The 241-nt window shown below is 43.2% G+C and carries 1 protein-coding gene; it reads right to left on the bottom strand.

Translation table 11 applies throughout. The features are described from left to right. Positions 1-209: hypothetical protein (locus tag S1OALGB6SA_RS10595; RefSeq protein WP_230204404.1), on the bottom strand; the 209-nt coding region annotated here is incomplete at its 3' end. Positions 210-241: the final 32 nt, after the last annotated feature.

Here is a 241-nt window from a genome sequence, read left to right as displayed (position 1 = left end):
CCACTAGTATAAGTATTGGTATCTGTCGGCACGGTACCGCTCCCTCCATTTGCATCGTAGGTAACCGTATATGTTGTAGTGTCTGTACCCGTAGTGTCTGTACCCGTAGTGTCTGTACCCGTAGTGTCTGTACCCGAAGATGGGTTTTTGCAGCCGATAACAATGGTCGCTACCGCTAAACCGAAAAGAAATAATGCAAAGGATTTCATATAATTCTACCTTTCTGATAATAAATCTATCT

Origin of the sequence: Olavius algarvensis spirochete endosymbiont, from assembly GCA_900608495.1 — a bacterium.
Taxonomy (GTDB): Bacteria; Spirochaetota; Spirochaetia; order DSM-2461; family DSM-2461; genus UBA2779.
The sequence above is the reverse complement of the archived record's forward strand: the minus strand, read 5'-3'. Positions and strand labels throughout refer to the sequence as shown.